The sequence below is a fragment of the Roseibium sp. genome, assembly GCF_965232425.1.
Taxonomy (GTDB): domain Bacteria; phylum Pseudomonadota; class Alphaproteobacteria; order Rhizobiales; family Stappiaceae; genus Roseibium.
The window spans coordinates 5,569,934-5,595,708 of the sequence record NZ_OZ246971.1; the positions used below are offsets into that span (position 1 = coordinate 5,569,934).

13 protein-coding genes are annotated in these 25,775 nt (G+C 59.7%); 10 read left to right on the forward strand and 3 right to left on the reverse strand.

From position 1 onward, the window contains the following. Nucleotides 1-3: 3 nt before the first annotated feature. Entirely contained in the window at nt 4-726 is a 723-nt protein-coding gene (locus ACO08A_RS25510) for a response regulator (RefSeq protein WP_422038661.1), read from the reverse strand. A 643-nt stretch (nt 727-1,369) separates the two neighbouring features. On the opposite strand from ACO08A_RS25510, the gene ACO08A_RS25515 reads away from it, so the two are divergent. The 9 genes from ACO08A_RS25515 (at nt 1,370) to ACO08A_RS25555 (ending at nt 11,220) form a co-directional block, all read left to right on the forward strand. Further along, a complete protein-coding gene (locus tag ACO08A_RS25515; protein ID WP_422038662.1) occupies nt 1,370-2,974 on the forward strand; it encodes an arylsulfatase in 1,605 nt (534 codons plus the stop codon). A 128-nt stretch (nt 2,975-3,102) separates the two neighbouring features. After that, nucleotides 3,103-4,080, forward strand: a complete 978-nt coding sequence (locus ACO08A_RS25520; RefSeq protein ID WP_422038663.1) for an HAD family hydrolase — start codon at nt 3,103-3,105, stop codon at nt 4,078-4,080. 62 nt (nt 4,081-4,142) lie between these two features. Beyond that, nucleotides 4,143-5,138 (forward strand): AAA family ATPase, encoded by a 996-nt coding sequence (locus ACO08A_RS25525; RefSeq protein WP_422038664.1) that lies wholly within the window; start codon nt 4,143-4,145, stop codon nt 5,136-5,138. 10 nt (nt 5,139-5,148) lie between these two features. After that, a complete protein-coding gene (locus ACO08A_RS25530) occupies nt 5,149-6,156 on the forward strand; it encodes a DUF58 domain-containing protein (protein WP_422038665.1) in 1,008 nt (335 codons plus the stop codon). Next, nucleotides 6,149-6,625: a DUF4381 domain-containing protein gene (locus ACO08A_RS25535; protein WP_422038666.1), complete on the forward strand. Its 477-nt coding sequence runs from the start codon at nt 6,149-6,151 to the stop codon at nt 6,623-6,625. The genes ACO08A_RS25530 and ACO08A_RS25535 overlap by 8 nt, the downstream gene beginning before the upstream one ends. Continuing rightward, nucleotides 6,618-7,601 (forward strand): VWA domain-containing protein, encoded by a 984-nt coding sequence (locus ACO08A_RS25540; RefSeq protein ID WP_422038667.1) that lies wholly within the window; start codon nt 6,618-6,620, stop codon nt 7,599-7,601. Before ACO08A_RS25535 ends, ACO08A_RS25540 begins: the two co-directional genes overlap by 8 nt. Continuing rightward, entirely contained in the window at nt 7,598-9,112 is a 1,515-nt protein-coding gene (locus ACO08A_RS25545; RefSeq protein ID WP_422038668.1) for a VWA domain-containing protein, read from the forward strand. Before ACO08A_RS25540 ends, ACO08A_RS25545 begins: the two co-directional genes overlap by 4 nt. Continuing rightward, nucleotides 9,109-10,404: a BatD family protein gene (locus ACO08A_RS25550; RefSeq protein WP_422038669.1), complete on the forward strand. Its 1,296-nt coding sequence runs from the start codon at nt 9,109-9,111 to the stop codon at nt 10,402-10,404. Before ACO08A_RS25545 ends, ACO08A_RS25550 begins: the two co-directional genes overlap by 4 nt. 129 nt (nt 10,405-10,533) lie before the next feature. Continuing rightward, nucleotides 10,534-11,220: a phosphatase PAP2 family protein gene (locus ACO08A_RS25555; RefSeq protein WP_422038670.1), complete on the forward strand. Its 687-nt coding sequence runs from the start codon at nt 10,534-10,536 to the stop codon at nt 11,218-11,220. Between the two features lie 61 nt (nt 11,221-11,281). Here ACO08A_RS25555 and ACO08A_RS25560 read toward each other — a convergent pair whose 3' ends face one another. Both ACO08A_RS25560 and ACO08A_RS25565 read right to left on the reverse strand, forming a co-directional pair. Then, nucleotides 11,282-13,495: a peptidase domain-containing ABC transporter gene (locus tag ACO08A_RS25560; RefSeq protein WP_422038671.1), complete on the reverse strand. Its 2,214-nt coding sequence runs from the start codon at nt 13,493-13,495 to the stop codon at nt 11,282-11,284. Further along, the gene (locus ACO08A_RS25565) at nt 13,492-15,207 is read right to left on the reverse strand and encodes a peptidase domain-containing ABC transporter (protein ID WP_422038672.1); all 1,716 of its coding nucleotides are present in this window, start codon (nt 15,205-15,207) and stop codon (nt 13,492-13,494) included. The genes ACO08A_RS25560 and ACO08A_RS25565 overlap by 4 nt, the downstream gene beginning before the upstream one ends. 200 nt (nt 15,208-15,407) lie before the next feature. Here ACO08A_RS25565 and ACO08A_RS25570 point away from each other — a divergent pair, with 200 nt between their 5' ends. Then, nucleotides 15,408-25,694, forward strand: coding sequence for a cadherin domain-containing protein (locus tag ACO08A_RS25570; protein WP_422038673.1), 10,287 nt, complete (start codon nt 15,408-15,410; stop codon nt 25,692-25,694). Nucleotides 25,695-25,775: the final 81 nt, after the last annotated feature.

The window sequence follows — 25,775 nt, forward strand, 5'->3', positions numbered from 1 at the left end:
CGGTCAGCTCAGCATCGCCCTCGCATCAGCTTCGGGTATCGGTGGCGCGCCGTCGAGACTGACACTCTTGACCATGACGGCTGCCTGCGTGCGATTGCTGACATTCAACCGCCGCAACAGGGCCGTGATATGCGCTTTCACGGTCGCCTCGGCGAGCGACATTTCGTAGGCGATTTGCTTGTTCGGCTTGCCCGCGCAGATCAGTTTCATGATGCGGTTCTGCTGCGGCGTGAGGTCGGCGATCTTCTGGGCGATCTCCTGGGACGTCAGATCCGATTGCGCCGATCTCTTCGTCGGAGTGAAACCGGGTGGGAAAAAGCGAAGCCCTTCCCGGATCTCAAAAAGCGCTTCCTGCAAAACGGTGACCGATGCGTCCTTGGGAATGAAGCCGGCCGCGCCGGCCGACATGAGCGCACTCACCGACTCATCCGAGGATTCAGCGGAGATCACGAGGACGGGTACGTCCGGTAGCCGGTTCTTCACCTTCATGAAACCGCTGATACCGGTGGCGTCCGGAAGTTTCAGGTCCAGAATGACCAGATCGGGGCGCAGGCGCGAATTGACCTGCCGCAACCCATCCTGAAGGGAATTCGCCTTTTTGACCGTTCGGGACTTGAAGAGCCGCTCCAGTGTGGATGCAAGTGCATCGCAATACAGAGGGTGATCGTCAATCACCAGGATCGAACGGATCTGAACGGGTTCCTGCTTCTTGGCACTGATGTTCATGAGACTGTTTCCTCCCAGTCTGGCGAACAAAGTACCTTTTACTTTGCAAAAGTTGCAAGGATAATACTGACAAAAATATCATGACCCACACAGAAACCGATACCTAAGTATTGGTTTGGCTGCGCGTTGAATTTATTCACGCAAATTTTTGTTCAATTTGGCCTGCAAGCAATCAATGAATAACGATCATTCTCCTTATTTTATGATTAATTTCGCCATATTTTGAATTGAATCCATTCTACAGAACCGAGACTTAACCACGCTTGGTCTGCTGACGTTCATATTCTTGCCGCTGCGTGAGCCTTTGCCATGCGCCGGAATGTGGCACCTCGACCGGTCAGACGATTCCTGCAGGCGCGATCGAAGGACCGATTTGACGCGAGCGCGCAGAAAAAAATTCCGCAACCTCGGTAAAATAGACATTGTCCATCTCCGCACGTTCGCGCGGCAGAGACCATCCACCTTCTCCAACATTAATTTGCTTGGCGTTCGGCGACTGATTATTGGCATGCGGGCCAGATTAATCCGCTGCAATCATTGACGCTGCGGAAAATTCATTTTCTGATTGTTCTGCCGATCACCAAGGCATTGGCGTGTTTCACTTTTTTGACACGCTGAGAATGCGCAGGGGAAGGAATGAGTCATGAAATTCAGGCATAATTTGAAGGCGGCCAGACTGGCCGTTTGCGCTTTCGGCGCGCTTGCACTGGCGGATTTTGCGCCGGCTTTGGCGCAGTCGGAAGACAAGCCCAATATTCTCGTCATCTGGGGAGATGACGTCGGGCAGTCCAATATTTCCGCATACACATTCGGTCTCATGGGATACCAGACGCCGAATATCGACCGCGTCGCCAAGGAAGGCATGATGTTCACCGACTATTACGGCGAACAATCCTGCACGGCAGGCCGGTCCTCCTACATCATGGGCCAGAGCGTTTTCCGCACGGGCCTGTCCAAGGTCGGCCTCCCCGGCGCTGATCTGGGCATGCAGGAAGAGGACCCGACAATCGCCGGTCTCCTCAAGGCGCAGGGCTATGTGACCGGTCAGTTCGGCAAGAACCATCTGGGCGACAAGGATGAGCACCTCCCCACCAACCACGGCTTCGACGAGTTCTTCGGCAATCTCTACCACCTGAATGCAGAAGAGGAGCCGGAAAACGAGGACTACCCGGGTGATGCGGTCATGGCCGACGGACGGACCTTCCGCGAAACCTTCGGCCCGCGCGGCGTGATCAAGTCGTCTGCGGACGGTTCCATAGAAGATACCGGCCCGCTGACCAAGAAGCGCATGGAGACGGTCGACGAGGAAACGATTACCGCCGCAATCGACTTCATCAAGCGCGCCAACGAGCAAGGTCAACCGTTCTATGTCTGGTGGAACGGTACGCGCATGCATTTCCGCACCCACGTGAAACCGGAAATGCGCGAGCAGGCAAACCAGATCGCCGGGCGCAATGTTGATGAATACACCGCCGGTATGATCGAGCACGACATGCAGGTCGGTCAGCTTCTCGACCTCCTGGATGAACTCGGCATCGCCGACAACACCATTGTTCATTATTCGACGGACAACGGCCCGCACTACAACACGTGGCCCGATGCGGCAGCGACACCGTTCTTCGGCGAAAAGAACACCAACTGGGAAGGCGGATGGCGTGTGCCCTCCATGGTGCGCTGGCCCGGCAAGATCGAAGCCGGTTCCATTTCCAACGAGATCATGCACCACATGGACTGGCTGCCGACCTACCTGGCGGCCGCCGGTGTGCCGGATATCAAGGAACAGCTGAAGGAAGGCGGCGTCCAGGCGATCGGCCGGGAATACAAGGTCCATCTGGACGGTTACAATTTCCTGCCCGTCCTGCTCGGCGAAGCTGATGAAGGTCCACGCAGGGAAATCTTCTATTTCTCGGATGATGGCGACCTCACGGCCCTTCGCTACAACGACTGGAAAATGATCTTCATGGAGCAGAAGGCTTACAAGACCTTCCGTGCCTGGATCGAACCGTTCACGGCATTGCGCGTTCCGTTGATCTTCAACCTGCGCCGGGATCCGTATGAGCGGTCCTATCAGACGTCGAACACCTACTATGACTGGCTGATCGACCGAGCTTATCTCCTGGTTCCGGCCCAGCAATATGTGGGTGAGTTCCTGGCGACGTTCCAGGAGTTTCCGCCGCGCCAGAAAGCGGCGAGCTTCTCGCTCGATCAGGTCATGGACAAATTGAGCACGCCCCACGGCGCTCAGTAGCTCCAACCCAAGTCTCCGCCGGCGGTCGCGCAAATAGGCCGCCGGCGGATCCTGAACAAGACGCGCGAACGCGTCCGGCTTTCGTGATCACGCATGAATTTTCGCAGGTCACTTCCAGGGAGAGCGGTATGAGATTTTTTTTGTGTTTTGCCGTTTTGGCTGTTTTCGCGGGACCGGCGATCGCTGACCCGCTTCCCTCCTGGCAAGAAGGTGAAACAAAGTCACGGATCATCGATTTTGTGACCGAGGTGACCGACCCGACGTCGGAAACATATGTCACGCCGGCGGACAGGATCGCCGTCTTCGACAATGACGGGACGCTCTGGTCTGAGCAACCTGTCTATTTCCAGCTCTTTTTTGCACTTGACCGGCTCAAGGAAATGGCCGCGAAGGACCCTTCCATTCTCTCAAGCGATGTCTTGAAGGCGGCTGCAGCCGGCGACATGGAGACCGTCGCCAAGGCTGGGGAAGACGGCCTCCTTGAAATCGTGATGGTGTCTCACTCCGGTCTTTCGGTACCGGAATTTCAGTCTGATGTTGCCAGTTGGCTTGAAACGGCGCGACACCCGACCAAAGATCTCGCCTATACCGACATGACCTACCAGCCGATGCTGGAACTGTTGAGATATCTCAGGGACGAAGGTTTCGAGACCTATCTGGTGTCCGGTGGCGGCATTCATTTCATGCGCGCGTTTGTCGAGGAAGCCTATGGCGTACCGCCGGAGAATGTCATCGGCAGCGCTGGTAAAACGCGCTACGAGGTCGTCGATGGCGTACCGACCATCATCAAGGATCCGGGTATCGCTTTCATTGACGACAAGGCGGGAAAACCAATCGGCATCGACAGCAAGATCGGAAAGCGCCCGATTTTCGTTGGCGGCAATTCCGACGGCGACTTCGAGATGCTCGAGTGGGCGACCGCGGGAGAAGGACCAAGTCTCGGCCTGATCGTGCACCACACGGACGGCGAAAGGGAATGGGCCTATGATCGGGACAGCCATGTGGGCAAGCTGGTCAGAGGGCTCGACGAAGCCGAAACACGCGGCTGGTTGCTTGTCGACATGGCCGAAGACTGGAAACGTGTGTGGTCGGGCACCGGCAACTGAGGCCGCCCGATACCAGATCTTATCCGCAACCATTCCCCTAAACGTTTCACGGACTGTTTCAAATGTCGGAAGCACTTCAACAGGTGCAAAAGCTCAAGGAGCGCATGCAACGCGCGATTGTCGGACAGGAAGATGTCATCGACCGTCTGATCATCGGATTGCTTGCGAACGGCAATCTGCTGGTCGAAGGGTTACCGGGCCTGGCCAAGACACGTGCGATCAAGGCGATGGCCAAGAACATGGAAGCGGATTTCAGCCGCATTCAGTTCACGCCTGATCTGCTGCCGTCGGATGTGACGGGCACGGAGGTCTACCACCAGTCCGGCGGGACCGGCACGTTCCGTTTCGAAAAAGGCCCGATCTTCGCCAACATCGTCCTGGCCGACGAGATCAACCGGGCGCCGGCCAAGGTTCAGGCGGCTCTTCTGGAGGCCATGGAGGAACGCCAGGTCACGGTCAGCGGCAAGACCCACAAGATGGAGCCGCTGTTCATGGTCATGGCGACGCAGAACCCGGTTGAACAGGAGGGCACCTATCCGCTTCCGGAGGCGCAGATGGACCGGTTCCTGATGCATGTGCTGATCACCTATCCGCCGGTGGAGGACGAAATCGAGATCATCCGGCTGGTGCGCGGCGAAGAAACGGCGGCCCTCAGTCCAGGAACCGGTGACGGCGGCGGGAAACCCGCGCCTAGCCCGATCGAACAGGACGCGATCTTCCAGGCGCGGTCCGAGATTGCCGCGATCCACGTGTCCGAGGCAAGCGAACGCTACATGGCGGATCTGGTCCAGGCGACACGAACCCCGGACAGGTTTTCGCCGGATCTCGCGTGCTGGATCGAAATCGGGGCGAGCCCGAGAGCTTCGCTTGCGCTCGACAAGTGCAGCCGCACGCATGCCTGGCTGCAGGAACGCGACTACGTCGATCCGCTCGATATCCGGGCCATTGCCCATGATGTGCTGCGCCACCGGCTGAGCCTGAGTTTCGAGGCCGACGGGGACGGTGTGTCCCCGGACAAGGTCGTCGACGAAATCGTGGCCCAGGTTGCGTTGACTTGAGGAGGCTGGAATGCGTGATGCCTCTGCAAGGTCCCGAACCGGTCTGAATTCGGCCGCGGATCCAGGGCCTGAACAGATCGATACCCGGGTAAGGGTCAACCTGCCGCATCTACGGTCGCTCGAAGGCCGGGCCAGGAAGCTCACCCTGCTGCCGCGGCAGCCGGTTTCAAGCGTATTGAACGGACGGCATGCGTCCAGACTGCGTGGCCGCGGCCTCAATTTCGAAGAACTGCGGGGCTACCTGCCGGGAGACGATCCGCGAACGATTGACTGGAAAGTCACGGCAAGAACGGGCGAAGCCCATGTCAGGGTCTACAGCGAAGAACGCGACCGCCCGGCATTGCTGGTCGTCGACCAGCGCATGTCGATGTTTTTCGGAACCCGGCTGAACATGAAATCGGTGACGGCTGCAGAGGCGGCGGCCCTCATTGCCTTTCGCGTTCTCGACCAGGGTGATCGCGTCGGGGCCGTCATTTTCGGAGACGGTCATGTCTCCGAATTTCGCCCCAAACGGGGACGGACGGCGGTCAACCGGTTCCTGACGGCACTTGATCGTGCCAACCGGATGCTTCATGCCGAGGCACCGCGCGCCGACCATCCGCTGTTCTTGAACCAGCCACTCGCGTCGGTCGCCCGCATCGCCCGCCGGGACCATCTCGTCATCGTGATCAGCGACTTCGACGGCCTCGACGCGCGGACCGGAAAGCTCGTTGGCACCATCGCCAGGCACAATGATGTCATTCTGTGTCCGGTCACCGACCCGATCTCGGAAGATGTGCCCAGGAACATGAAACTTGTCGTCTCCGATGGCGAACTTCAGGTCGAACTTGATACGGGCACGACGGAAGCCCATCGAAAGCTGTCGGACTTCGCCTCGGGCCGCATTGCGGAAATCCTGAAATGGCAACAGAAATACGGAACACCCGTCCTGCCGCTCAGCGCCGGTAGTGATACGGTCGATCAGATGCGCCGCCTCATGGGTCTTCGCTCCAGGCGCCGGGAAACTGCCGATGCATGAGGAGTGGAAAGGCCTGAGCCTCGCCGAGTTGATTGACCTCCTGGAGCCCGTACCGGAACCTGCACCGGTTTCGATGGCCCCTCAGACAATGGGCTGGGTCTGGCTGGGACTGTTGCTGCTGGGGCTTGGCGCCGCACTCATCTGGATGTTTGTGCGACGTTGGCGCCGGGATGCCTACCGCCGCGCGGCTCTGGCTGAACTCGGAACCACCGCGCAGGATGCGTCATCCCTCGCCAGCCTCGTGCGGCGCACGGCGCTTGCCGCCTATCCCCGATCGGCCGTTGCTTCGCTTTTCGGCGATAGCTGGCTGACGTTTCTGGACAACGCTTATGGCGGCAGCGGATTTTCCAACGGCCCGGGAAAGGTGCTTGCAACGGCTGCCTACCAGGAGGAGCAAGCCGGTGAACCCCTCACACGGCTTGTGAAAGAGTGGATCAAGCGACACCGACGAGAGCTTCCGGATGCTTGAGTTCGACCAGCCCCTCGCGTTTCTGATGCTGCCGTTGCCGCTGCTGGTCTTCTTGCTCATGCCGGCGCACAAGGAGCGCGTTTCCTCCGTGCGATTCCCGTATTTCCGCAGCATTGCTTCTGCAGCCGGACAGCAGCCGACATCCGGTTCCGTGGTGATCAGCCGTTCGCGCCTTCAGTCTCTTGCGGCCTCTCTTGTCTGGTGCCTGGTCGTCTGCGCGCTGGCGCAGCCTGTGCGCGTCGGCGATCCGATCGTACAGGAAAAGGCCGCACGCGACGTCATGCTGGCGATCGACATTTCCGGGTCCATGGATCAGGTTGACTTTCCCTCCAGCGACGGCGAACGGGCGCAAAGACTCGACGCCGTCAAACGCGTCGTCGGGGACTTCATTTCCGAACGGGACGGCGATCGGGTCGCCCTGATCGTTTTCGGGTCGAAGGCCTACGTACAGGCGCCCTTCACCGAAGACCTTTCGTCTGTCCGTGCCCTGCTTGACCAGACCGAAGTCGGCATGGCCGGCCCGCAAACCGTCATCGGAGATGCCATCGGGCTCGCAATCAAAACCTTTCAGGCCAGCCAGATCGAGGAACGGCTGCTAATCCTGCTCAGCGATGGAGCCGACACGGGCAGCCGCATGACGCCGATTAATGCCGCAGGTATTGCAGCAAAGGAGGGTATCGACATCGTCACAATCGGTGTCGGTGACCCGGCCGGTACGGGAGAACAGCGGCTGGACGAACAGAGCCTGAAGGACATTGCGAACGCGGCCGGCGGACAGTATTTCTTTGCCAGCGACGAAAATGCACTGAGCGAAATCTACGCCAGAATAGATGCCCTCGCCCCGCGTGAGGTTGATACCGCCAGCTACCGTCCAAGGGATGCCCTTGGCCCGTACTTTCTCGGGCTCGCGGTCCTGATCGGACTGCTCGCGCTTGGATCGATCGTACTCGGTTCTTCCTTGAGGAGAGCCGCATGACCTTCGATAATCTGGAACAGGCTCTCTCGCAATTTCATTTTCTGAGGCCTTGGTGGCTGCTCGCATTGGCTGTCATCGGAGGTCTGTGGTGGTATGCGCGTTTCAGATCGGGGCCGAGGACCGAGATGCCATCCGTCATCGCGCCGCATCTTGCCGCCGCCCTGACAATCGGGGCGGAGAAACGGACCGTTCTGCGTCCCATCGATACGGTTGCGCTCGTTCTGGCGTTGCTGGTTGTCGCGACGGCCGGACCCACATGGTCGCGGCAACCCAATCCACTGGTGTCCGATGAAGCCCCCCTTGTGATCGCGCTCAAGGTTTCGGAATCAATGATGGAGCCGGATATACCGCCAAGCCGCCTTGAGCGGGCCAAACACAAGATACTGGACCTTTTGCAGGCGCGCGCCGGCGCAAAGACGGGCCTGGTGGCCTATGCCGGCTCCGCCCACCAGGTCGTCCCGCTCACCGAAGACCCCGATGTTCTCAAACCGTTTCTCGAGGGTCTCGACCCGAGCGTAATGCCCGTGAAGGGAAGTGCCGCAGGAAGCGCGCTGCAGCTTGCGCAATCGCTGCTGGACGGTCAGGAGGAACCCGGCTCGATCCTGTTCATGCTGGATACGCTGTCAAGCGAGGAACAGACCGCGATTTCCGGAAGGGATCCTGCCAGCAGTGCTTCGCTGAGTTTCTGGGTCTTCAAGAGGGATACGGGTGACCTCCTCTCGGGCCGCGTTGTGACGGTCAGCGCGGATACGCGCGATGTGGAACAAGTCGTCAGGAACATAGACGCGGCCTATCAGGCGGCGCTGTCACAGGACGAAAAGGCCAAGTGGCGTGATCAGGGCGTCTGGTTCGCGTGGCCCGCCGCGCTGATCCTGCTGTTCTGGTTCCGGCGCGGGTGGTCCATGCGCTGGTCGGTGATCCTGTTCGTCGCGGTGTTTTCACTCCCCGCCGACGACGCGCACGCGGAGGGATGGCGTGACTGGTTCTTCACGCCCGACCAGCAGGGTCGAATGGCCTTCGAGGCAAAGGATTTCGCAAAGGCGGCCGAGCTCTTCACCGATCCCTCCTGGAAGGCCTACGCGCTCTACAAATCCGGCAAATACGAGGAAGCGGCGGAACTCTACGCCTGGCAGGACAGCTCTGACGCTGCCCTCGGCGAAGGCATGTCCCTGATGAAATCGCGGTCCTACCGGGACGCCATTGACGCGTTTCAAAAAGCGCTAGACCGCGATCCGGCGAACGAGGCCGCCGCAAAGAACCTGGAGCTCGCCAAGTACATACTGGAGTATATCGAAAGAACCCGGGAGCAGTCTGACACGAGCGAAGAGGCGGGCATCGGTGCAGATGACACCGTCTATGACAACGAAGCCGGCCGCGGAACGGAGACCCAGCAGCAAAGCGGTGATACGATGCCGGAAACGGCCGAACAATGGATGCGCACCGTCGACACGCAGACCGGCGATTTTCTGAAGAGCCGGTTTGCCCTCGAAAACGCAAGGGGGCCGCAATGACCATCGTCCGGCTGCTGTTCCTTGTCTTGTGCCTGGCTGCTGCTCCCGTCTGGGCACAGGACGCCCAGATCCCCGAAATCAGGACGTCTCTGGAACAGGATACCGCCATTCCGGGCCAGCCGTTGATCTTCAGGGTCACGGTTCTGGTTCCCACCTGGCTCCCCTCGCCGCCCGTGTTCCCGAGTTATGAAACGCCCAACGTCGTTGTGCGGCTGCCGTCTCGGGCATCGGGCCCGACGAGCGAAACGATCAACGGCGAGACCTGGTCCGGCGTGACACGGTCGTACCGTCTCTATCCCATGACGGCGGGCACGTTTCAGATCCCGCCCGGCACTATCAAGGTGACCTACGCGGATCCGGACAACCAGCAACCGGTCGTCGTCGACGCTCAGACCGACGGGTTCGAAATCACCGGACAGATCCCCGAAGGTGCCCAGGACCTCGACCCGTTCCTTGCGGCTAAGTCGCTGAAGCTGGAACGGACTGTCGAAGGCACTCCCGAAAGCATGGAAGTGGGCGATGCGCTGACCATAACCACGACCGTGAAGGTGACGGGTGTCGCCCCGATGTTCGTGCCGCCGCTCTCAGACGCGGACCCGGGCAACGGCCTGGCCGCTTATCCGAAGGAGCCGGTTCTTGACGAAAAGGAAGACAGGGGCTTGCTTTCGGGCACGAGAAGCGAAGAAACGTCTCTGGTCGCAGAGACCGCAGGTACGTATACCATCCCGGAAAAAAGCCTTTCCTGGTACAATCTTGAAAGCGGAAAAATCGAAACCGCCACCGTTCCGGAGATATTTCTTCAAGTGACGGGAACCGCGGAGGCTCAGCCGGAGCAGCAGGCAACTCCTTTCGATTGGCGGGGCCTGTTCGGATGGCTCGTCCTCGTCGCGCTTGCCGCTGTTCTGGCCACGGTCGCGTGGCGATTGCTGTCTCCAGGTGTCAAGCGATCGGCAGCGGCACTCAGGGAACGATACTACACGTCGGAAAGCTATCTGTTCCGTCAGTTGGCTGCCGCCATAAGACAGCACGACCTTAACGGAACACTGCAGCGTGCGTCCAGGTGGAAGACTGCCGTTGGCGGCGACATACAATCCGGTAACTGGAGGGATTTTGAGCAGGCAGTCCACGCATGCAGCGCGCTCTCCTTCTCACCAGCGAAGCCAAACGTGCGTGAGGATGCCGACATCCGATGGAGACATCTTCTTGAAACGGTTCGAGGCATGCGTCAGCGCCTCCGCAGGAAAAGGCAATTGCAAACACATGCCCATCTGCCCGACATCAATCCCCGTTAACCTCAGCCGGGCCTTCAGCACCGAGATTAAAACAACTTAATTTGCAATCTTTCCCGCCCACCTCATCTCCAATGCAGACGAAATCCAGTTGCGGGCTGTTGCTCAACTGCAAAGTGGAGGTGCACATACATGAACAAGTCCCTAGCCGCCCTGTCTGCACTCGCGGTCGGCATCGTGGTTTTCACGGCGCCGGTTCAGGCCGTCCAACCGTCCGGCCAACTACTTCCGCCCGCGAGTGTCGATGCACACGGTCTGATCATGGAGCCGCCCGCGCTCGGAACACCCAGATTTCACGAAGAACTCTCGACCGTGCTCTGGCTGCAGGAAACGCGCACGCCGGAACAGGCGGAGTTCGTGGAAACCACCTTGAACACGGAGCGTTTCGCACCGGTGATCGGTGATGCAATCTTCGAGGTGGACGGCCCTGCCCTGAAAACCGTCATAGACACTGCGATCGATGAGGTCCGTGCGGATTATGATGCCGTGAAAGGCGTCTACGACTACCCCCGGCCGTTCGAGATCAACAGTGCGGTGGAACCGCTTGGTGATGCACGGCCCGTTGCGTCCTACCCGAGCGGCCATTCCATCCGCGCCGTCGTCTACGCCCGGCTGCTCGCAGAAGTCTTTCCAGAGAAAGCGGATGAGCTTGCCGATCTTGCGACCCGTATCGGCCATGGCCGTGTTGTCGCCGGCGTGCACTATCCGATGGATGTGTCAGAAGGCCAGAAACTCGGCCACGCCTATGCCGACGCGATCATCGCCGGGCCTACATTCCAGGATGCGATTGAAAATGTAAGGCCAGGTAACGCGTCCTGAGGAACGATCGGCGCGTACGGCCAGGCCGCTGCGCGCCGATCTCAGTCAGTCACCGCCAGTTTCAGCCCGCCTTTGCGGGCTGTCCCATCAGGACCGGAACGACCTGGCTCGGCGGGCCCATCATCGCGATCTGGCCGGAATTGAACACGACCACCCGGTCGGCCATTTTCATGTGACTGGGACGCTGCGTGTTGATCAGAACGGTGGCCTTGCCATGCAGCTGTCCGATCATGTCCATGAACTTGCGGTCGCCGTCGAAATCGAGATGCATGCCGGGGTTGTCGAAGAGGTACAGGGGCACCCTCTTGACGAGCGCCCGGGCAAGTACGATGCGCTGCTTCATGTTGTCCGGAATCTTCTTCAGAACTTCGCTGTTCAGGCGCGTCTCCAGACCCTCGAAGTTTTCCTCAAGATAGGACAGGAGACCGAGGCCTTCCGCGGTTTCGAAGATCCGGCTGTCGCTGGCTCCCGGCTCTGAGAGAAGCAGGTTCTGCTTAACGGTTCCGTAAAAGAAATCGAGGTCATCAGGTGCGTAGCCGATCCGCGATCGCCATTCGCCCGAGTCCAACTGGCGAACGTCCAATCCGTCGAAAAGTATGGAACCGACCTGGGGCTGATAGAGACCGGTGATGGCTTGAAAGAGGGTCGATTTGCCGGACCCGCTCGGGCCGGTGATCGCGAGCAGCTCACCCTGTTTGACCGTCAGTTCGATGCCCTTCAGCGATGCCTCGGTGGCACCGGGATAGCGCAGCACCAGCGAGGTGATCTTCAGGTCGCCCTGAATGTCGCGGGTGATCCTTGGCAGATAGCCGGGTTCGCGTTCCAGCGGCACTTTCATCAGGTTGTCGATCTGCTCGAGCACCGTTCTGCTTTGTGCAAGCTGCGTGATGCTCAGGAAGGCCTGGTTCATCGGGTTGAGAACACGCCAGGACAAGGCCATCGTGGCAATGAGCGCCCCGAGACTCATGTCGCCATTCATCACCTGCAATGCACCTATTCCCAGCACAAACACGCCGCAGATCGTCATGAGCGTCTGCGACACCGTCTGCAACTGGTGTGTCAGATTGCGCGCATGGATGTTCGACTTGTTGAAGTTGGCCGACAGGCCGGAAAAGCGTTCGAGCCAGGTATCTTCGACCGAAAGATCCCGGAGTGTGCGCTGATTTCGAAGCGTTTCGATCATGAAACTGTTCAGCTTCGACTTGTGCTCACCGACCGCGGCCACTTCGCGCTGGACCTTGGGCAACACGTAGACCGCGATCACGGAATAGATGATCAGCAATGCAAGCGGCGGATAGGCCACCGGGCCGCCGATAAGAAAGATCGCCGCGATGAAGATCAGCGTGAACGGGATATCGACGATCGCGGTGAAAAGCGCGCTTTGAAAAATGTCGCGAACGCTGTCGAAGTACCGCAACCGCATGACCTGGGTTCCGATCGGGGCTTCGGCAAGCATCGAATAGGGAAGATGCAGAATCCTCTCAAAGGTCTTGTTGCCGACAATCGCGTCGACACGCCCGCCGAGATAGGACTGCAGGGTGTTCTTGGTCTTGCGCAGTGCCAATTCGCTCAGGACGATGATGCCAATGCCGGCTGCCATCGTCAGAAGCACCTCGATCGACTTGGCGCCCATCGCCTTGTCGTAGATCGCCATGATGAACAATGGCGGTCCCAGAGCGAGAATGTTGAGCACAAAGCCAATTGCCAGGATTGAAACGATGCTGGTCCGGAACTGTTTCGACGCCAGTGACGACCATCGGCGGTTGCCGGAAGCGTTCCTGTCCGTTTCCGTTTCTTCCGCAACCGTGTAGACCTCGTGCCGCGTGATGTCCTTCGCCGAGATGATGACCGCTTCCCCCTTCAAGCCGGAAAAGGCGCGAAAGTCGCCGTTCTCGGTCTTGGTCGCGAGCACCAGAACATCGTCGGCGGTCACGCTGATGCACGGAAGTTGCGAGACGGCAACATCGGCGGGATTGGCGCGGTAGCGGGTGGACGAAACGTTTATCCTGTTCAGAACCGTTCTGAGGTCCTGGATCGACGCGATCCGATCGAAGTGCGGCAGAGCTTCGAACAGGAGCCGGTCATTGCCCTGCCAATTCATCTCGCGCAGCAATGGCACAAGACATCTCTCGGCCGGGGTCTTTCCTTCACTCAGCTTGTTGAAAGCCGTTTCGGCGGCTTCGTTTCCCAATTGATCAGACAAATCATTCCATTGACGGTGAACGGGATTGGTCTGCGGGTTCAGGTCCTCAAGATCGAACAGAGCACGGGTCACGCTGAAATCTCCACACTTTGCGGATTGGGCCCGGTCTCCTGCGTGATCTCGTGGATCCTGCCGTCTTCAAGCCGGTACTGGCGGTCGGCAACGGCAAGCATTGACGGACGGTGCGCAACGATGATGACGGTCAAATGCCCCTTCAAGCGGTAGAGCGCGTTGATGAGTCCCTTTTCAGCCTGCTGGTCCAGCTGTGCATTTGCCTCGTCGAGGATCAGGACTTTCGGCTCGCCCGCCAGCGCCCTTGCGATGCAAATGCGCTGCAAGGTCGAGGCCGGAACCTTTCCTCCGAGATCGGCGCCGAGCTGCGTGTCATAGCCTTTCGGAAGCAGATGAATTTCCTTTTCCAGACCGATCAGTTTGGCGGCCATTCGGGCGCGGGCGATGTCGGAGACCGCGCCGAACATGGTCAGGTTCTCGATGATCGAGCCGTTGAACACGGCCGACCGGCTGTCGACATAGGCAACGTGTTTGCGCAGGGCATGTTTCAACGGACCGGAGAAATCATGCCCACCGACAAGGACGTCCCCGGCAAGCGGAGACAGCTCCCCGGCGAACAGCTTCATCAAGGTGCTCTTGCCGCTCCCGTCCGCGCCGCTGAAACCGACAAATTCACCCGGTTTGATCGTCAAATTCACATTCGTGAAAACCTGCCGCCGCGCATTCTGGATATCCATTGAGACGTTTTTCAGTTCGACTGAACCGACCGGATCCGTCTCCAGCTCCGCCCGTTTCTCGACCGGCGGCAGATCGAACAACTTTTCGACCTGCGCGTAATCATGCTTCAGGCGCTGCATGTCCGTCAGATGATTGATCGCGCGAAGAAAAGGCTGCACGAACTGCCCGGACAAGAGCGTGCTTGCCGCGACACCGCCGATGCTGAAGCCGTCGTTGATGACCATGACGGCACCGAACAGGACGACGAAGACGGTCGTCAGCGTTGCAAACACCGTCGAGGCGTCGCGGGCCTGCCCCGCCAGCAGCATGTAACGGGCGCTCAGGTTCGCCGTTTCCTTCTGCAGGCGCTCAAAACGGCGAATCATCAATGCTTCCATCGACTGTGACTTGACCGTCTTTGCGCCAGACAGCACTTCGAGCACGAAATCGGATTTCCGGTCGTCCTGCCCGGCCCGGTCCGCAACCACTTTCTGAAGAACCTTGCTCCGGTGAAGCGCGAACAGGATGAAGACCGCGAGCAGGACAACAGGCACCAGAGCCAATGGTCCGGCTATGAACACGAGAACCGCCAGGAAAATTCCTCCCGCAGGAAGATCGATTGCGAGCAAACGGCCCTGGTCGCCGTAGTGATCCGCGATGGACTGCAGCGACCTCAGCCGGTGAACCTGAAGCGAGACCGGTGTGCCGGCGAAGTTTTCGGGTTTTGCATCCAGCACGCGCCGGAACAGCTCCTTGTGCGCCTGGTGATTGAAACTTGCCCCAAGTCTGCCGACAACGGCAGCCCGCGCGACCTTGATGAGACCATCGGCGGCAAGAACGCAAACGACCCCGAACGTGAGAACCAGCAATGTGTCCGTCGATGCATTCGGCAGAACCCGGTCATAGACCTGAAGCACCGCGAGCGGCATCGCCAGACCGAGAACATTTGCGAAGATCGAAGCGATCACAACATCCCGGGGAAGTCGCGGTGACGATATCCATTTGCCGCTTGGAGAATGCTCGACACGCATCCTGCGCAGAAAAAATGATGACAAGAATGATTTCAACATTGACTAACCAGAGTCGACCCCACGTTCTAGCAAGGTGCTCCGACGGGTTTAAAAAACCGTTTACCTTAAGGGTCTGCCCACGAATATATTTCTGAAATTAAAAAGAATTTTCTCGGAAATTTTTCGCTTTATTAAGGACAACATCGTTCACTCGCATGATGGAAATCGTGTGAGCAGGCGGCCGCATGGCAAAAGACACCGAAAATCGGACCCCCGACAGCAAACCCCAGGCCAATGAAGGCAGCGGGGGAACCAGTTCGACGCTGGGCTCCGACGAATATCTTCATTCCGGCCTTCTCGATGCCAAGGACCGGCACCTCGACAAGGCACACGACTATCACCTTGAACAGGACATGGGCGTTTCCAGCGAACAGGTGATCTCCAATCTTCATCTGGGCAGCCACCTGGACAAACCCCTGCCGGAGGGGGACCTCAGGGACGGTGCCACCTCGCCCGGCGTTGAAGACGGCGCGCAGCCAGCAAGGGACGACGCGCCTGTCACCGCGGGTGCGGCCGACGAGAGCGCAGAAAAAGTTGCCGAGCCCGGAGCCGACGAGCGTCCTTCCACGGATACGATCGTCAGGAACAGCGGCAGTTCCGCTTCGGCGCCCCTCATTGAGCGGGCAGAGCCGTCAGGTGTCAGCCTCAACGATCCCGCCGCCGTCAATCCCGGAACCGGTCAGCCGGGGTCCGAGGCTCAGGCCGCCGCGATGCCGGCGCCACGTTCCGTGCCGGTCGCCGGTTCGGACGAGGAACCGGAGCCGGCACCCGAGACGAGTTCCGATTTGTCCGGCATTTCGGATGTCGACAGCGACCAGAATGCCGTTGACGAAGATGCCGCGATCGGCGCGCTCACCGGCATTACCGCGAACGCCGATACAGCCGACGCCTCCGGTGTCACCTATAGCTTGCTTGACGACGCGAACGGCCTGTTTGCCATCGACCCGATGACCGGCGTGGTGACCGTTGCCGGTGAACTGGACGCCGAAACGGCCGGTTCACACGATATTGTCGTGCGCGCCCTTGCCGCGGACGGTCAATCAAGTGAAGAAACGTTCACGATCGAGGTGGGCGACGTCGACGAGAGCGACATTTCCGCCGTAACGGATGTCGACAGCGCTGCAAACCAGATCAGCGAAGACGCCGGGGCCGGGACTGCTGTCGGCATCACGGCCCGGGCCGTCGACGAAGACGCCACGGCAACCGTCTCCTACGCAGTCGACGATCCCCGTTTCGAGATAGATGCCGACGGCGTTGTCACGCTGGCAGAAGGCGCCGTTTTCGATGCTGATACGGAGGGCGATGTCAGCTTCACGGTAACGGCGACTTCCAGCGACGGCTCCAGCTCGAGCGAAACCTTTTCGATCAGCGTCATGGACATCAACGACGAAACACCGTCCGATATCCAGCTTTCAAACGCCGATGTCGATGAAAACAGTTCCGGTGGAACGGTTGTTGCGAATCTGTCCGTAACCGATGCGGATGCAGGCGATACGCATGTCTATGAAATCGCGGATGATCCGTCCGGCTATTTCGAGATCGTTGGAGACGAGATCCGCGTCAAGAGCGGCGCCCTGCTCGATCATGAAGCGGCGGACGGGCACACTCTGACCCTCACGGTCACGGACGCCGCGGGTCATTCCTACTCGGAAGATGTCACCATCGCGGTCAATGACATCAACGAGAACCCCGAAAACATCAATCTCAGTGCTACGCCTGCCTCAGCGGACTTTACCGCTTCGGACGGTTATACATCTCCCACAAGTATCTCCGACCTCGGCCTGGAGGCAGACAGGACTGTCGTGACCGTCTCGTTTTCCACGTCTGGTGACGTGGAGACCGCGCAGACACTGTTCGAAACCGGCGGGAACTACTATGGCCTGAACATCGTCATCGAGAACGGCGTCCTCAATGTCTATGCCGGTGAAGGCAACAATGTCGAACTGAGCACGTCTGTCGAGGCCGGGACAGACTACAATCTTGCGCTTGAACTCAACAAGGAGACGAACACCCTCACCTTGTTGGTGTCGGACGAACTGCCCTTTCATGAGATGAACGCGGACAACAGCCTCGCTGACCGGCAGGACGGCTGGACCGATAGTGACTGGGACGGGGGCAACAGCATTGGCGTTGGCACACTGGCGGACCACAGCCAGGGGCACGTGGGCGGTGACTTTCTCGGAACTATCGGCGACGACGGCGTTTCGGTCTATGCCGATGCGACTCTCGAAACCTACATGCAGCCCGTTGTTGATGAAAACAGCACGGGTGGAACGGTCGTCGCGAAGCTCTCGACCACGGACCCTGACGACGGGGACACGCACACCTACGAAATCACGAGCGATCCGTCCGGCTTTTTCGAGATCGTGGGAGACGAAATCCGAGTCAAGGACGGCGCCCTTCTCGATCACGAAACCGCTGACACCCACACGATCACCGTTCAGGTGACGGACGCCGGCGGGTTGAGCCATTCTGAGGAATTCTCGATCGCGGTCCAGGATGTGAATGAAGCGCCGGCCACGCTCGAACTGGATACGGAAAACAAGGCCGACTTCAGCGCCGCCGACGGATACACATCCAGCACCAGCATTTCCGAACTCGGGCTTGAGACCGACAACAACGTGTTCGCCCTGTCGTTTACGACGGCCGAGGACGTCATGACGGCACAAACGCTTTTCGAAACGGGAGGCAATGTCTACGGGCTCAATGTCGTCATCGAAGACGGACACTTGAATGTTTATGCAGGCGACAGCAACAATCTTGAACTGAGCGCGGAAATTTCTCCCGGCACCGACTACAATTTCCTTCTGGAACTCAGCAAGGATGCCGGCACGATCACGCTGCTTCTGTCGGATACGCTTGCGCTCGACGATATGGATCGGAGTAACAGCCTTGCAGCGCAGCGCTCCGATTGGCCTGACGGCGACTGGGATGGCGGCAACAACATCGGTGTCGGCGATATGGCCGGACACAGCCAGGGCCACGTCGGCGGAGATTTCCTTGGAGAAATCCACGACGAGGGTCTCTCCGTCTATGCGGATGCGACCCTTGACAATTTCAACACCGGCGCTCTCTCCGAAAACAGCACAGGCGCCATCGTCGGGGCTTTGTCCGTCTCGGATCCGGACGTTGGTGACGTGCATACCTATGCCGTCTCCGACGACCGTTTCGAGGTCCTCGGTGGTACCTTGAAGCTGAAAGACGGCGTCAGCATCGATTTTGAAACCGACCCTTCTGTCGAGGTCACCGTGATCGCGACCGATCCAGGCGGTGCCTCCATCGAAAAGACCTTCACCATCGGCTTCGACGATGTCGCCGAAGACCTCGTCCTGAGTGACGGCGGTACTGTCTTCACCGACACGGGGGTCGCCGAAACAAGCATTACCGGCGGTTCCGGCAATGACATGATCACCGCGCATGAAGACGGCGGTGTCCTTGACGGCGCGGATGGCGACGACACGCTGGCCGGCGGCGCCGGGGACGATCAACTGGACGGCGGTGCGGGCACCGATACGGCGGTCTTCAGTGGAAGCCGCGATGACTACGATATCACCGAGAACCCGGATGGAAGCTTTACGGTCACCGATATGCGCGATGGCGCGCCGGATGGCACGGATACCGTTCGCGATGTCGAGAGTTTCCGTTTTTCAGATGGCGATGTTCTCGCCGGCGATCTTATCGCGCACGATATAACCGCTATCACAGACACGGATGAAGTCGACAACGCGCTCTCGGAAGGCACAGTTGCCGGGTCGCTCGTCGGCATCACGGCGCATGCCGAAGATCCGAATGTCAGTGACACCGTGTCCTATTCCGTCGACGACAGCCGTTTCGATATCGATGCGGTCGGCACGGTGCGCGTTGCGGAAGACGCGGAATTCGATGCGGAAACCGAAGGGTCGCTCGACGTGGTCGTGACCGCTGTATCGAGCGATGGAACGTCGAGCCAGCAGACGTTCACGATCACGGTTGCCGACGTCGACGAGTTCGATGCCTCCGATGTCGAGGACGTCGATGCGTCCCAAAACACCGTTTCCGAAGATGCTGCTTCGGGAACCGAAATCGGGGTCACGGCCTTCGCCGCGGACGAAGACGTTTCGGACACCGTCACGTATACGGTCGACGACGACCGCTTCGACATCGCTGATGACGGCACGGTTACGGTTGCCGAAGGCGCATCCTTCGATGCCGAGAAAGAGGCTTCGGTCGATGTCACTGTCACGGCGGTGTCCTCGGACGGTTCGACCTCTTCGGAAACCTTCACCGTGGAAGTCGGAAACGTCAACGACAACGCGCCGACGGACATTCTGATCACGGGACAGCCCGGAAACCTGATCCAGAACGGAAGTTTCGAAGCATTTGACGTTTCGAACGGATCCTGGACACACACCAAGTCCGATCCCTCCGGTTCCTGGTCCGCGGAAGGATCAATCGAAGTCTGGAACAATCTCGGCAGTGTCGATGCCACGGACGGCGACAAGCATCTGGAACTCGACTCGGACGGCGGTGTGAATTCGATTTCGCAGTCCGTTGAAACGACACTCGGGCAGGTTTACGACCTTTCCTTCGATGCCATGGCGCGGTCAAGCTCAGAGACCAGCACGGTCGAGGTCTACTGGAACGACGAACTGATCTCCCGGTTCGATCCGGAGACCGGCGACTGGGCTTCGATGGACCTTCAGGTTGTCGGCACCGGTGGGGATGATGTTCTAGAGTTCCGCGAAACGACGGAAGACAACGACAGCTACGGTGCGCTGCTCGACAATGTTTCCCTGACCCAAATTCCGCTGACCATTGCCGAAGGTGTGAACGGCGCGGTAGTCGGAAGCGTCTCGTCCACCGACGCGGACGTCAGCGACAAGCACACCTATTCCGTCTCGGACAACCGCTTCGAGATCGTCGCGAACGGCATCGGCATGATGGTGCTGAAGCTCAGGGATACCGAGAGCCTTGATCGCGAAAGCGCCGAGAGCGTCACATTGACCGTGACGACGACCGATGCCGGCGGCCTCACCTACAGCGAAGACGTGACCGTCCTCATTGCCGACATTTCGGAATTTTCCGTATCGGCGATCAAGGACGAGGACGCGGCTGCCAACATCCTGAGCGAAGATGCGGGCGCTGGCGATGAGACCGGCGTGAGCGTTGCCGCGACGGATGACGACGCAACCGATACCGTCTCCTATACGGTCGACGATGACCGCTTCACCGTTGCCGATGACGGTTCGGTCACCGTGGCGGATGGCGCGGCGTTCGATGCGGAAACAGAAGCAACAGTCACTGTCACCGTCACCGCGACATCCAGCGACGGATCGACGTCCTCCGAGACCTTTGAAATCGCGATCGCGGATGTCGACGAAATGGACGTGTCCGCCGTTGCCGATACGGATGCTTCGGTCAATTCAGTTGCAGAAAATGCCGCGACCGGCACAGAGGTCGGAATTACCGCGTCAGCGTCCGACGGTGACGTCAGCGATGACGTGTCCTATTCGGTCGATGACAGCCGTTTCGACATTGCCGATGACGGCACGGTGACCGTCGCCGACGGAGCGGCATTTGACGCGGAAACGGAAGGCACAATCGATGTAGTGGTGACGGTCACGTCGACCGATGGCTCCTCCTCCCAGGAAACCTTCACGATCACCGTCGCCGACATCAACGAGTTTGCGGTCTCAGGCATCTCGGACACGCACGGCAACGCCAACACGATTGCCGAGGATGCAACTGAGGGAACAACTGTCGGCGTGACTGTATCGGCCGCCGACGACGATGCATCCGACACGGTGACTTACACCGTCGATGATGCACGCTTCGATGTCGCTGCCGACGGCACGGTGACGGTTGCCGCAGGTGCGTCGTTCGATGCGGAAACGGAAGGCTCGATCGACGTTACGGTCACCGCTCACTCCTCGGACGGATCGACGTCCGAAGAAACCTTCACGATCGACGTGTCCGACGTCAACGAAACCGGCGTTTCCGCGGTCACGGATACGGACATCAGCGCCAACACGATTGCCGAGGATGCAACCGAGGGAACAACGGTCGGTGTGACGGCATCAGCCGCCGATACCGATATCACCGACACGGTTACCTACACCGTCGATGATGCACGCTTCGATGTCGCCGACGACGGCACAGTCACGGTTGCCAAAGGTGCGTCGTTTGATGCGGAAACGGAAGGCTCGATCGACGTCACTGTCACGGCTCAGTCCTCGGACGGCTCGACGTCAGAAGAAACCTTCGCAATCGACGTATCCGACGTCAACGAAACCGGCGTTTCCGCCGTCACGGACACGGATGGCAGCGCCAACAAGATTGCCGAGGATGCGACCGAGGGAACAACGGTCGGCGTGACGGCATCAGCCGCCGATACCGATATCACCGACACGGTTACCTACACCGTCGATGATGCACGCTTCGATGTCGCCGACGACGGCACAGTCACGGTTGCCGCAGGTGCGTCGTTTGATGCGGAAACGGAAGGCTCGATCGACGTCACTGTCACGGCTCAGTCCTCGGACGGCACAACGTCAGAAGAAACCTTCACGCTCGATGTATCCGACGTCAACGAAACCGGCGTTTCCGCCGTCACGGACGCGGATGTCAGCGCCAACACGATTGCCGAGGATGCAGACGAAGGAACGACGGTCGGCGTGACGGCATCAGCCGCCGATGCCGATGTCACCGATACGGTTACGTACACCGTCAACGATGCGCGCTTCGACGTCGCTGCTGACGGCACGGTCACCGTTGCGTCCGGTGCGTCGTTCGATTTCGAAACCGAACCGACCATCTCGCTCACGATCACGGCCACCTCTTCCGACGGAACGAGTTCGCAGGAGGTCGTTGAGATCGCCGTTTCCGATGTTGCCGAGACATTCAGTCTGCAGGCCGGTCAAACCGTTTTTGTCGATGAAGGTGTCGCCGAACCGGAGATCCACGGAACGGACGCTGCGGAAACCATCACCGCGCATGACGATGGCAGCAAAATCTTCAGTGGCGGTGGCGACGATACCATCCACGGCGGCAAGGGCGATGACCACATCGAATTCGGCACAGGCGCCGATACGGTTTACGGCGGCGACGGCGACGACTTCATCGACGATGAGATCGGAACAAGACCCAGCACCGAAGCAAACCTGCTCGATGGCGGCTCCGGCAACGACACCATTTATGGCGGCGGTGGCGACGACACGCTTCTCGGCGGCACCGGAAACGACAACCTCTCTGGCGAGGAAGACGACGATACGCTCCGGGGCGACGCCGGCAACGACCGGATTTCCGGCGGCAGCGGCACCGACACCGCCATCTATTCCGGAAACCGCGACGACTACGACATCGTTCAGAACGCCGGCGGATCCTACACGATTTCCGATACACGCCCGGATTCGCCCGACGGGACGGATACAGTCCATGACGTAGAAATCTTCACCTTTGCCGACGGCGACGTGCTGGCCGGCGACCTGATCGCGGAGCGGGTCGGTGCCGTGAGTGACACGGACGCATCGGACGATGCGATCTCGGAAAACGCGGCAGCCGGAGACAGCGTCGGCGTCACGATCAGCGCCGAAGACTCAAATGTATCCGATAGCGTTTCCTATTCCGTCGATGACGCCCGCTTCGAGGTTGCGAACGATGGCACAGTCACCGTCGCAGCCGGTGCGGAGTTCGACTACGAGACGGAGCCGAGCATTGATGTCGTCGTGACGGCAACCTCGACGGACGGGTCGACCTCCGAGGAAACATTCACAATCAATGTGGCCGATGCCGCAGAAAGCATGGGACTGGCTGACACCGGCGTCACGATGACCGATACCGGGGTTGCGGAAAGCTCCATCACGGGTGGAACCGGCGACGACACGATCACCGCGCATAACGATGGCGGCGACATGGATGGCGGCGACGGTACGGACACCATCATCGGCGGTGCCGGTGATGACACGCTGGACGGTGGCGCAGGCGCGGACAACGACGCCCTGCAGGGCGGCGAAGGCAGCGATACCTACATGCTTCGCGGCGACGGCCGGGCGGACATCATATCGGACACCGGCACGGCAGGAACGGACCGGATCGTTCTTGCTGAAAACACCGGCACCGAGTTCGAGCTGGAAGACACTTTCAATGCGGCGACCCAGGGCATTGAGGAAATCGACGGAAGCGGCGTCTCCGGCGAGACGCTAAGAGCACAACGCAGTGATTCCCAAGTCGACTGGGACTTCACCGGTGTCGAGCTGACCGGCGTGGACCAGATCGAAGGCCGGGACCGGGACGACGCCATTACCGGTTCGACCAGCGACGACAACATCATCGGCGGCGCCGGTGACGATACGCTCGCCGGAAGCGAGGGTGATGACACGATCGACGGTGGCACGGGTACCGACACGGCCAGATACTCCGGCAATCTTTCGGACTACACCGTTTCCGAGAATGCCGGAACCGTTACGATCGTCGACAACCGGCCCGGTTCACCGGACGGAACCGATACGCTCACGAATGTCGAAAATTTCGAATTCGCCGACGGAACCTATTCACTCGGTGACATCGTCAACCTGGCCCCCACCGACGTCACGTTGTCTGCCAATGACAGCCTTTCGATAGCCGAGGTGGCCGGCGGCGATGCGGTGGTCACGGGCGAGATCGTTTCCGACGGGTTCGGAAACCAGTCGGTCGACCACTGGTCGATCAGTCACGATGGCGGCGACCTGACCATCGACGTGCTGGCCGGGGGGTATGAATCAGGCAGCCTCGACAGCCAGATCTACCTTTATCGCGACAATGGCGGCGGCGATTTCACGCTCGTTGCCAGCAATGATGATGGTGCCACCGGCAGTGACGGCAGCACCTCTTCCTATGACAGCTACCTGAGCCAGACCGGTCTGGAGGCCGGCACCTACATGGTTGTCATCGGAAGCTATCCTCTCGACAGCGGCGAAGCGCTGGATAGCGGATCGGACTATCCGGCATCCGGTTCATCGACCGGGCCTTACCAGATCACGGTCAGCGGCGACGCCACCATCACCGGCATCACCGAACATCCGGTTTCCGGCGGAGACTGGGGTGATCCCGGCAGCAATGCCGTCATCGTCTCCAACGGTGCCGGGGAAGAGACCATCGCAGCGGGCTCAACGCTGACCGGCATCGAGTCGGTTGCCGACGAGAACAGCGGAGACACGTTCCATTTCAGCTTCCTGGACGACGGCGACGGCGCATTCCAGATAGATTCGAATACCGGGTCTGTTTCGCTCGCGCGCGAACACGATGCAAGCACGGCGAAAAGCGACACGGTCACGGTTCAGGTCGCAGATGCCGAGGGGGCTACCTTTGACAAGACGGTCGGGATAGAACTCGGCACGACGGACGCCGACACGATCGTCGGCACGGATGAAGACGACGTCGTTTTCGGGTTCGGCGGAGATGACAGTATCGACGGCGGTGCTGGCAACGACATGCTGGTTCTGTCCGGGAACCAGGCCGATTATGCGATCTACGACAACGGCAACGGCAGCCACACGATCGTGGACACCCGTTCCGGGTCTCCAGACGGCACCAAGACGGTCAGCAATGTTGAAGACTTCACCTTCGCGGATGGCAAGGTTGCCGCCGGTGACCTGTCACTCAGCAGCGAGATCACGCTGCTCGATTCAAACTCGACCGGCAACCAGATCCATGAAACCGCGGACGTGGGTTCGGAGGTCGGCATTTCCGTTTCGGCCCTGACGCCCGGCGATGGCGCCCTCACCTATGCACTGAGCGACGACCGTTTCAGCATCGACGCGGATGGTGTCGTTACGATCGCAGATCACGCCTTCTTCGACAGTCAGGTGGAAAGCTCGATCGATCTTACCGTCACGGCGACGGCCGAAGACGGCAAGGAGGCATCCGAGACCTTTACCGTCAACGTGAACGGCTCCTACAGCTACGACATGACCGGCGGCCTCGCCGACGGAAGTTTCACCGGCACGGGCGACCGCTCGTATTCTGTCGACGGCGTCGGGGGCAACGACACGATAACAACCGGCGACCACAACGACCGCATCGAAGGCGGATCGGTGGCCGGGAATGACCAGATTACCGGCAATGGCGGGCGCGATCTCCTGTTCGGAGACGGTGGTGACGACACGATATCGGGTGGCTCCGGCGACGATATCATCGTCGGCGGTACCGGAAACGACACGCTTTCAGGCGGTGACGGGTCGGACCTGTTCATGCATGGTCTGGGCGACGGCAATGATGTCATCGAAGGCGGTGCGGGCACGGCCTGGACCGACGTTATCGACCTTGGCGGCGGTCCGGGTGTGACGGCAGCCGGCGAGTATGGAACCGACTGGACCGTGACGATCACCAACGGCTCGGTTGAAAAGACCGATACCGAGAATGGCCGGCTGGAGCTCTCGAAAGACGCCGAAGGGACCATCGATTTCAGCGATGGCAGCAAGATCGACTTTGCCCAGATTGAGGAAATCCGCTGGTAAGTGAGCCAGGTGCCCGCGACTATCGGCGCACAAACAGATAAGCCCGGTCGGTTCGACCGGGCTTTTTTTCAGACTTCGCCG

Bases quoted from the DNA above. Each gene is read 5' to 3' on its own strand.
- ACO08A_RS25510 (WP_422038661.1), bottom strand. From the start codon at position 726: ATGAACATCAGTGCCAAGAAGCAGGAACCCGTTCAGATCCGTTCGATC.
- ACO08A_RS25515 (WP_422038662.1), top strand. From the start codon at position 1,370: ATGAAATTCAGGCATAATTTGAAGGCGGCCAGACTGGCCGTTTGCGCT.
- ACO08A_RS25520 (WP_422038663.1), top strand. From the start codon at position 3,103: ATGAGATTTTTTTTGTGTTTTGCCGTTTTGGCTGTTTTCGCGGGACCG.
- ACO08A_RS25525 (WP_422038664.1), top strand. From the start codon at position 4,143: ATGTCGGAAGCACTTCAACAGGTGCAAAAGCTCAAGGAGCGCATGCAA.
- ACO08A_RS25530 (WP_422038665.1), top strand. From the start codon at position 5,149: ATGCGTGATGCCTCTGCAAGGTCCCGAACCGGTCTGAATTCGGCCGCG.
- ACO08A_RS25535 (WP_422038666.1), top strand. From the start codon at position 6,149: ATGCATGAGGAGTGGAAAGGCCTGAGCCTCGCCGAGTTGATTGACCTC.
- ACO08A_RS25540 (WP_422038667.1), top strand. From the start codon at position 6,618: ATGCTTGAGTTCGACCAGCCCCTCGCGTTTCTGATGCTGCCGTTGCCG.
- ACO08A_RS25545 (WP_422038668.1), top strand. From the start codon at position 7,598: ATGACCTTCGATAATCTGGAACAGGCTCTCTCGCAATTTCATTTTCTG.
- ACO08A_RS25550 (WP_422038669.1), top strand. From the start codon at position 9,109: ATGACCATCGTCCGGCTGCTGTTCCTTGTCTTGTGCCTGGCTGCTGCT.
- ACO08A_RS25555 (WP_422038670.1), top strand. From the start codon at position 10,534: ATGAACAAGTCCCTAGCCGCCCTGTCTGCACTCGCGGTCGGCATCGTG.
- ACO08A_RS25570 (WP_422038673.1), top strand. From the start codon at position 15,408: ATGGCAAAAGACACCGAAAATCGGACCCCCGACAGCAAACCCCAGGCC.